We start from the raw sequence: 6,838 nt of genomic DNA, 5'->3' as shown, positions 1-6,838 counted from the left end.
GCCAGACCCGGCCGCGCGCTGCGCTACGCCAAAAGGCTCCGCGCGCGGCCTCTTACACCACCCCGTGGGGCACTACCGGATGAGCCTGAGCCTCCAAACGGAAAACTGCTCGGCTGTCCCAAATTATCTGACGACGGACACGCACATGTCGGACTTTCCGAAGCAATACCGATTGTGCGCTATACGGCGATATATCCTTCGCGGAGCCCTCGCGGGAGAACGCGTAACAGGCTGGCGATCCTTGCTGCACCGCCCAAGCGCTCGCCAATTCGAATGATCGCTTCCATACTGGACTATGCTTGCCCGTCTTCGATAAAGAGCCAGGTCTCAGGGTCCACCGGGTCCAGATCGTAATGACGCACGAGAGCGCCGCCGGTTTTCGACAGGGCAGGGCAAAGGCGGAACGTGCCAGCTTTATCAAGTCTAGCGATTGTGCGCGCACCCCAAGAGAAAAGTGTACAGTCGCCGTCCATAACCGCTGTTTGACCACTGTCGTCAAAAGCAGGAACGGCCGGATCCTCTCGATACGAAAAGGCTGCTCTCTCTCCAAGCGCTGCCACTCCACTCTCCACAGGTCTTTGGATCCAGCATGCGTCGTTTCGAATGGCTCATAGAGTTTGCGCAACAGCCCCCGCCCATACCATGCTTTCTGGCGCTGGATAACGACATCCCAGCGAGCTGTATGGGCTCTCAGCTTTTTAATGACGCCGCCAACTCCCGCTATCAGTCAATCAATTTTCAGACGAGCATTGCTTCCGGCGATGTCCCTTTTTTCACTTCAGCGCTATACCAGTTAGGCGGGCGACCTTTACCGGACCAGGTTTGAGTTTTATCAGCGGGGTTGGCGTACTTGGCTTTTGAAGGCTTCTTAACTGATTTTGATTTCGTCTTTGGTTTTTTAGGCGTCGGCTTGCCACCTTCGGAAAGTTCACTGAGAGAGAAACCGAACTCCGCCGCTGCCTTTTCCGCTGCCTTCCTAGCATTGCGCTGATCACGGGCTTTCGCAGATTGAAGCGCTTTCGTCACATCGGCAAGCAGCTTCTCAAGCTCCTTGGTGGACATTGATTTAAGATCACTTGGCATTAACCATAATCCAAAATAATGAGGTACGGATTATATATTAACCCAGACTTAGGTCGCCCGCATCATCTTTATCAGTGACTTGGGATAATGCACCTAATGGTTGAAAGGTCCGTTAACCAGAGACAACTAAAAACTGCAATGCTGCGTATAATCGATAGCAATTCGAAAACACGCACCGCAGCGTCGCAAGGGTAATAGATGGCTAAATCGGTTCGGAAACCAAACAGGGTCATTTCAGCGGGAAGGAGGCGCCAAAGTTTGCAATCCACTAACCTTCACAGGCGACCATACAAGCTCATTCTTGTGCCCTTCAGGCGGAAACGAGGCCTTCCTGTGAGAAGTAGGACAACTCGACACTTCCGAATTTGAGCGGGGCCTTCATCATGCTTTCACTGTTTAGGATCCGATAGCCCATACACCCAATTAGTCCTGCACAGCCTTCATCCGATCCGAAAAAGTTCTGCGCGGTAACACTTGCAATGCCCAACCGTCGCTGGGTGGAATGATGGCCCGTTGGGCTGAGAGTGGCCTCGGGCATCGCATCGCAGAACACGCGATGTCCTGTGGACAAAGATTTTGGCATTCTCCGTCAGCCTAGCAACATTTCCTGTGCTTCGCTCCAAAGCTCCTTGATCAGGCTTGCGGCAGGCGTGGCGCGTGCCAGCCCGGCGGACTGTCCCGCCCATGCCTGCATCGTGGCGATTTCCGTCGCACTTGTCCGCATCGGCTTGGTAATGTTGCGCTGTATGGGATAGGGCGCGGGTGTTGGCCCCTCTTCTGCGGCGTCAGTGTAGATCGTGCGAATACTCCGCCCCAAGCGTCCCGTAAATGCGCGTGTCGCAACCGTTCCTTCCGGCAGTGCATTCTCAATCGCGTCGGCCCAAGCCAGTGAAATGTCGGCCTCCGGCGCCCGCAAAAGGCCCGTTCCGATCTGCACCGCCGACGCCCCCAGCACCAATGCTGCAGCGACCCCACGTGCGTCCGCGATTCCGCCCGTTGCCACCACAGGCACCCGGATGGCATCGACAACTGCAGGAAGTAGCGCGAACAGCCCCACCAAAGAACGTGCCGCATCATTGGCCTCGAACGCTCCACGATGCCCGCCTGCCTCCATACCTTGGGCGACGATCACATCCGCCCCCGCCGCCTCGGCAGCCAATGCCTCGGTAACGGTAGTTGCAGTGGCGAACCACTTGACCCCGCGCTCTTTCATCCGCGCGACGAACGGCGCTGGAAAGACCCCCATGATGGACGAAATGACGTGCGGCCCTGCGGCCAGCATAGCGTCACATTGCGCATCGAAGTCAGGCATTGTTCCTTCGGCATCCTGGGCCCTGACCTCCGGACCCCATTGACCGAGAAACGCGCGGAGCTCTTCCTCGTGTGCGGGATCACGCAGGGGATTAGGGTCGGGGATCCAGGTGTTGAGCATGAACGCGCCATTCGATCCGGCCCGCATCTGTCGCGCCCATGCCATGATCCCATCCGGTTGCATCAACAGGCAACCGCAGGCACCCATTCCGCCGCCATTTGCGACGGCAATCGCCAGAGACGCCGGGCACGCACCCGCCATCGGTGCCATAAGGATCGGAACCTGCAAATCATATGCATCGCAAAAACTGGCGGCCCGGCAAAGCGGAGTGAAGGTCATGAGACGTTCCTGTGGTGGAAGACTTTATTGCCTGCCTATCATGGTGAACCATTTGAAGGGTTTGACCAAGATACAATAAAATGGGCGGCGACTAACCGAAGAGGCTAAGAATCATAGGTCAGCATTTCCTGCTTCGCTTTCGTGTCGTGCCTTACGAAGGCGCGCAATTTTTTCTTGGCGTTCGTCGGTTTCCCGCTCTTTGATTTCCCTTACAATGCGGTTGGTTTTTTCCAGCGTTGTTTCGGTCCGTGGTTGTGCAGTTGTGAAATGCGATGATTTTGTAATCTTGGTGATAACTAAGTTCTCCTTCAGGTCTTTGGGTCCTACAGAGTCAACGTGAATTAGCCTTATAGCGAATGCTGAATTTCAAGGCCCATTATGGCACTGGATGTCAGCTTCAAAGCCATATGCTAATTGCCCATAAATTGCAAAAAAAGGTTGCTGCGCATTGCCGCCGCTCGCGCTGAGCGCAGCATCCGTCATTGTGGGCTCTTTACGGACGCCACCCCCATGAGACCGATGCCCAGCGTCAGGGGGGCCGCCTTTTCCATTATGTCGCCTCGCTGGTCTGTCGCCTCGAGGTCGATCAGGCCGAAGACCTGCGGGCCGGCCAAGATACCAAGAAGCAGCGCGATCAGCGTGGGCGGAAAAGGTGTGCGCGCCAGCCACCGGGAGCCCAGTCCCAGAAAAAGGGTGGCGCCTCCGAGTAGAGCGACGATGACATTGAAATCGTTCATAACACCCACCTGACGGACGTGATCAGCCTCAAGCTCGTCAAGGTCAACGCTGTCTGTTGTAGCCCCGTTCCGCGGACTTCCATTCCCGCGACGTTCGGAGAGATGCGTATGAGAGCCTGTAGGACAAAAATTGGGAGCGCCAGAAACGGCGGTTTCCGTCCTTCTCTGCACTGGCCCCCTACCCTACGCAAAATCAATGGCTTGGGTGCGTCAGGATCCCCGGACAAAACCTCAAACGTTTTGGCACGTTTCTGACCCCTACTCGTAATCGCGCTTCGCCTTCTGCATCTGTAGAGCGAAGCGTACGTCCTTCGCCTCAACTTCCGTGTCGAACCAGTCGACCCGGACTTGCCCGGACTGGCCGATCCGACCCCATTCACGGACCGCGCAAGCAGCGCCGGACGTTTCATCAGCCGCGCATGCGCCGGGAATGCTTAGGCAAGTTGATCCAGATCGACGGCTCGGACCATCGCTGGTTCGAAGGTCGTGGGCCCGCCTGCACGCGCCAAATTGACGCCGCCCTCCAGAGCATCATCCCGTACGAAGTTCATCGCAGGCAGGTTGGGCAGAAGGTAACGGGTCACCGTGCCGACCTTGCGATGCGCAAACAGCGCGGCAACCCGCGCCTCGGTCAGTGATCGGCGTCGTATGGGATAACCGAAATATTTTGGCAGTTTCCCTTATCTCCCGATCTTGCATGCGCAATCTGATGAAGCTGGACGGTCTTCGGCATGTCGCGCGTTACCCTCCAAGAGAATATTCTGCCTGCCAGAATGCATAGTCTATAAAATCAGACACGATTACATAGCACAATAACTTTGTCTCTATCGTTGAGAATGATCGCAGGGCTTTGCATTCGCTTCAGCCCTGAAAGGCCGGGCGCAGCAGCGTCTAGCCGTGTCCGATTTTGCGTTCGTCCCGCGCATAGCGCGCAAGCGCCAGGTAGCGATAAAGACCGTGGACGAACTTGCCATATGGCATGGTCAGAAAAAGCGTGAGGACCGCGCCAAGGTGTAGCGCCAGCAGGACCCCGAGCAAAGGCGTTTCCCCAAGGACTCTCAGCAACAGCCCGGTTGCGCCGGTCAGTAGCAGTATCAGGATAAAGCCATATTCCATCCCCCGAAACTCGGGGTTTCGAAGCGCCGGAAGCCTATTTTTCTTGGCAATCAGAAGCCCCACCGGACCGATTACCAGCCCGATGCCGCCCACGATGCCCAGCAGGGCAGGAAGAGATGTCCACGCATAGGGGGCCTCCCACCCAAGCAAGTAATGATACAAAGTCGCCGTGGACGTGGAGGCGAAGCAAAGCAGAAAGCCGTAGAATGTGAAGTGATGCCAGAGTTTGCGCCGGTCATCCGGTTCATCGTCTTCGTTAAAGCACCCCTGCCCGCCACCATCCAGATAGGTGAGCCGCGCGGCATCATGGCTCGCATTTCCATGGTCGGCGACCGTCATCTCGGGTGCGCCTGCATCTTTCCAGAACGCACACGCGCCCATTAAGACCGCGAACACCATCCAGAAGAAGGCCGCGCCGAATAGCAGGACCATCGTGTTATGCGGCATCAAGGCGTAGAAACGCGCCTCGTCCCGGTGGGCCGTCCAGAGCGCGCCTGCATCGTTGAAGGCAAGAAACCCCAGCACAAAAAGGACGAACGCAGTAACGCAGCCCAAGGCGAGGACCGTCCCGTGCCGCGCGAAAATCGGTCGAGCTGCGGCAGGCCAGGCATAGTGCGCGTAGCTTTCGGTGCGGACCTGAGCGAGCACCTGCGGCACGTTCACGTTGAATTCATGCGGCGGCGCGAACTGGCAGTCGTGGTAGCACGCCCCGCAAGAATGGCACAGGTTGGCCAGGTGGTTCAGATCCCCGTCCGTAAACGAACGCTTCATCTCCATGGCCGGAAACACGGCACACAGACCTTCGCAGTACCTGCATGAATTGCAGACTGTCATGAGCCGATCGGCTTCGGTTAAAGCTGGTGTACTATGTGACAAGTCTGGCGGCCTCCGTACCCGCTATACGTCCGAAAACGGCGCCAATGGTCATGCCAATCCCCGCGGCATATCCTTGGCCCAGCACGTTGCCGGCCATGATTTCCCCTGCCGCAAAAAGGTTTTCCGAGGGTTTGCCGTCTGCCATCAACATGCGCGCATGGTCATCGACCTTCACGCCCAGGTAGGTAAAGGTGATGCCCGGTTTGACAGGGTAGGCATAATAGGGCGGCGTTTCGATCCGTTGCGCCCAGTTTGTCTTTTCTATCTCAAGACCCTGCGTGGTATTGCCGTCCTTCTCATTGGTATCGAACGGCCTGCCACCCACCACGGCAGCATTGAAGCCGCTGATGGTCTGGTCAAGCTTGTCTGCATCCAGGTCAAGCTTGCGGGCAAGATCAGGAATAGTTTGCGCTTCGATAGGTGGGAACAGCGACGGCATGAACCGTTTGATATTTGGCGCGTCAAAGATGATGTACGCCTGTTGGTCCGGCTGGTCCGCGACCAGTCTGCCCCAGATCGCATAACGCTTAGGCCAGATGTCCTCACCTTCGTCATAGAACCTTGCGGCGGTATTGTTGACCACGACGCCGAGCACGACACAGTCCAGGCGGGTAATGATCCCGCCGTCATAGCGCGGCGCGCGGGCGTCAATGGCGACGGCATGGCACTGGCTGGCATCACCGATCTGCTTGATCCCCTGATCGATGAGCATCCTTGTAACAGTCCCACGATTGTAAGGCGTACCGCGGATAAGAAAGTTGTCCGCCTTTTCGCCCCAGCCTTCCCTCAGCCAATCATAGTCAGCCTGAAATCCACCGCATGCCGCAACGAAAGCCGAGGCCGCGATATTGGTCTCGCCATTAGGCCCACGGACCTCGGCGGAATGAAAACGACCATCCCGGATAGCAAGATCGACGACCTCATGTTCGTAGAGCACCTCGACGCCCAGCTTTTCAGCCGTTCGGTATAGCTCGTTCAACATCGAGCGCCCGCCACCCAGAAAGAACGAATTGGTACGGCCCAGGCTGATCGTCCCACCCAGCGACGGCTGGAAACGAACGCCCTGCTCCTGGATCCAGTGCAGCACCGACTTGGATTCCGCGATCATCATGCGAGAGAGTTCGACATCGGTGTTCCCGTTTGTCACGCGCATCAGGTCATCGAGGAATTCGTCCTCCTTGTAGGGCCCGGTCAGGGTGCCGGTCGCGTGGTCATGTGCGCAGCGCATATTACGAGTGTGGCGCGTGTTGCCACCCCGATAAAATTTCGGCGCCGCCTCGACCACCTTGACGCGAGATCCGGCACGCGCCGCCGCAATGGCAGCGCACAGGGCAGCGTTGCCACCGCCTGCTATGAGGATATCCGGGTCTGCCAT

7 protein-coding genes are annotated in these 6,838 nt (G+C 57.3%); all 7 read right to left on the bottom strand.

Features of this window, described 5'->3' with window-relative positions:
• Positions 1–738: 738 nt before the first annotated feature.
• Positions 739–1,062 carry an H-NS histone family protein gene (locus ACEWPL_RS16865; RefSeq protein WP_393930518.1) on the bottom strand — a complete coding sequence of 108 codons (324 nt, stop codon included), beginning with the start codon at positions 1,060–1,062 and terminating at the stop codon, positions 739–741.
• 610 nt (positions 1,063–1,672) lie between these two features.
• Positions 1,673–2,734 (bottom strand): NAD(P)H-dependent flavin oxidoreductase, encoded by a 1,062-nt coding sequence (locus ACEWPL_RS16860; protein ID WP_393930519.1) that lies wholly within the window; start codon positions 2,732–2,734, stop codon positions 1,673–1,675.
• Positions 2,735–3,213: 479 nt separating this feature from the next.
• Positions 3,214–3,471: a hypothetical protein gene (locus tag ACEWPL_RS16855; RefSeq protein WP_393930521.1), complete on the bottom strand. Its 258-nt coding sequence runs from the start codon at positions 3,469–3,471 to the stop codon at positions 3,214–3,216.
• Positions 3,472–3,729: 258 nt separating this feature from the next.
• Positions 3,730–3,837: a hypothetical protein gene (locus ACEWPL_RS16850; RefSeq protein ID WP_420744365.1), complete on the bottom strand. Its 108-nt coding sequence runs from the start codon at positions 3,835–3,837 to the stop codon at positions 3,730–3,732.
• A 265-nt stretch (positions 3,838–4,102) separates the two neighbouring features.
• Positions 4,103–4,204 carry an AtuA-related protein gene (locus tag ACEWPL_RS16845; RefSeq protein WP_420744363.1) on the bottom strand — a complete coding sequence of 34 codons (102 nt, stop codon included), beginning with the start codon at positions 4,202–4,204 and terminating at the stop codon, positions 4,103–4,105.
• A gap of 158 nt (positions 4,205–4,362) precedes the next feature.
• Complete coding sequence (tcuB, locus tag ACEWPL_RS16840; protein WP_393930525.1) at positions 4,363–5,463, bottom strand: tricarballylate utilization 4Fe-4S protein TcuB; 1,101 nt, start codon at positions 5,461–5,463, stop codon at positions 4,363–4,365.
• Positions 5,453–6,838 (bottom strand): FAD-dependent tricarballylate dehydrogenase TcuA, encoded by a 1,386-nt coding sequence (gene tcuA / locus ACEWPL_RS16835; RefSeq protein ID WP_393930527.1) that lies wholly within the window; start codon positions 6,836–6,838, stop codon positions 5,453–5,455. Before tcuA ends, tcuB begins: the two co-directional genes overlap by 11 nt.

Origin of the sequence: Roseovarius roseus (assembly GCF_043355935.2) — a bacterium.
Classification (GTDB): Bacteria; Pseudomonadota; Alphaproteobacteria; order Rhodobacterales; family Rhodobacteraceae; genus Roseovarius; species Roseovarius roseus.
This window is presented reverse-complemented; position numbering and strand designations above follow the sequence as displayed.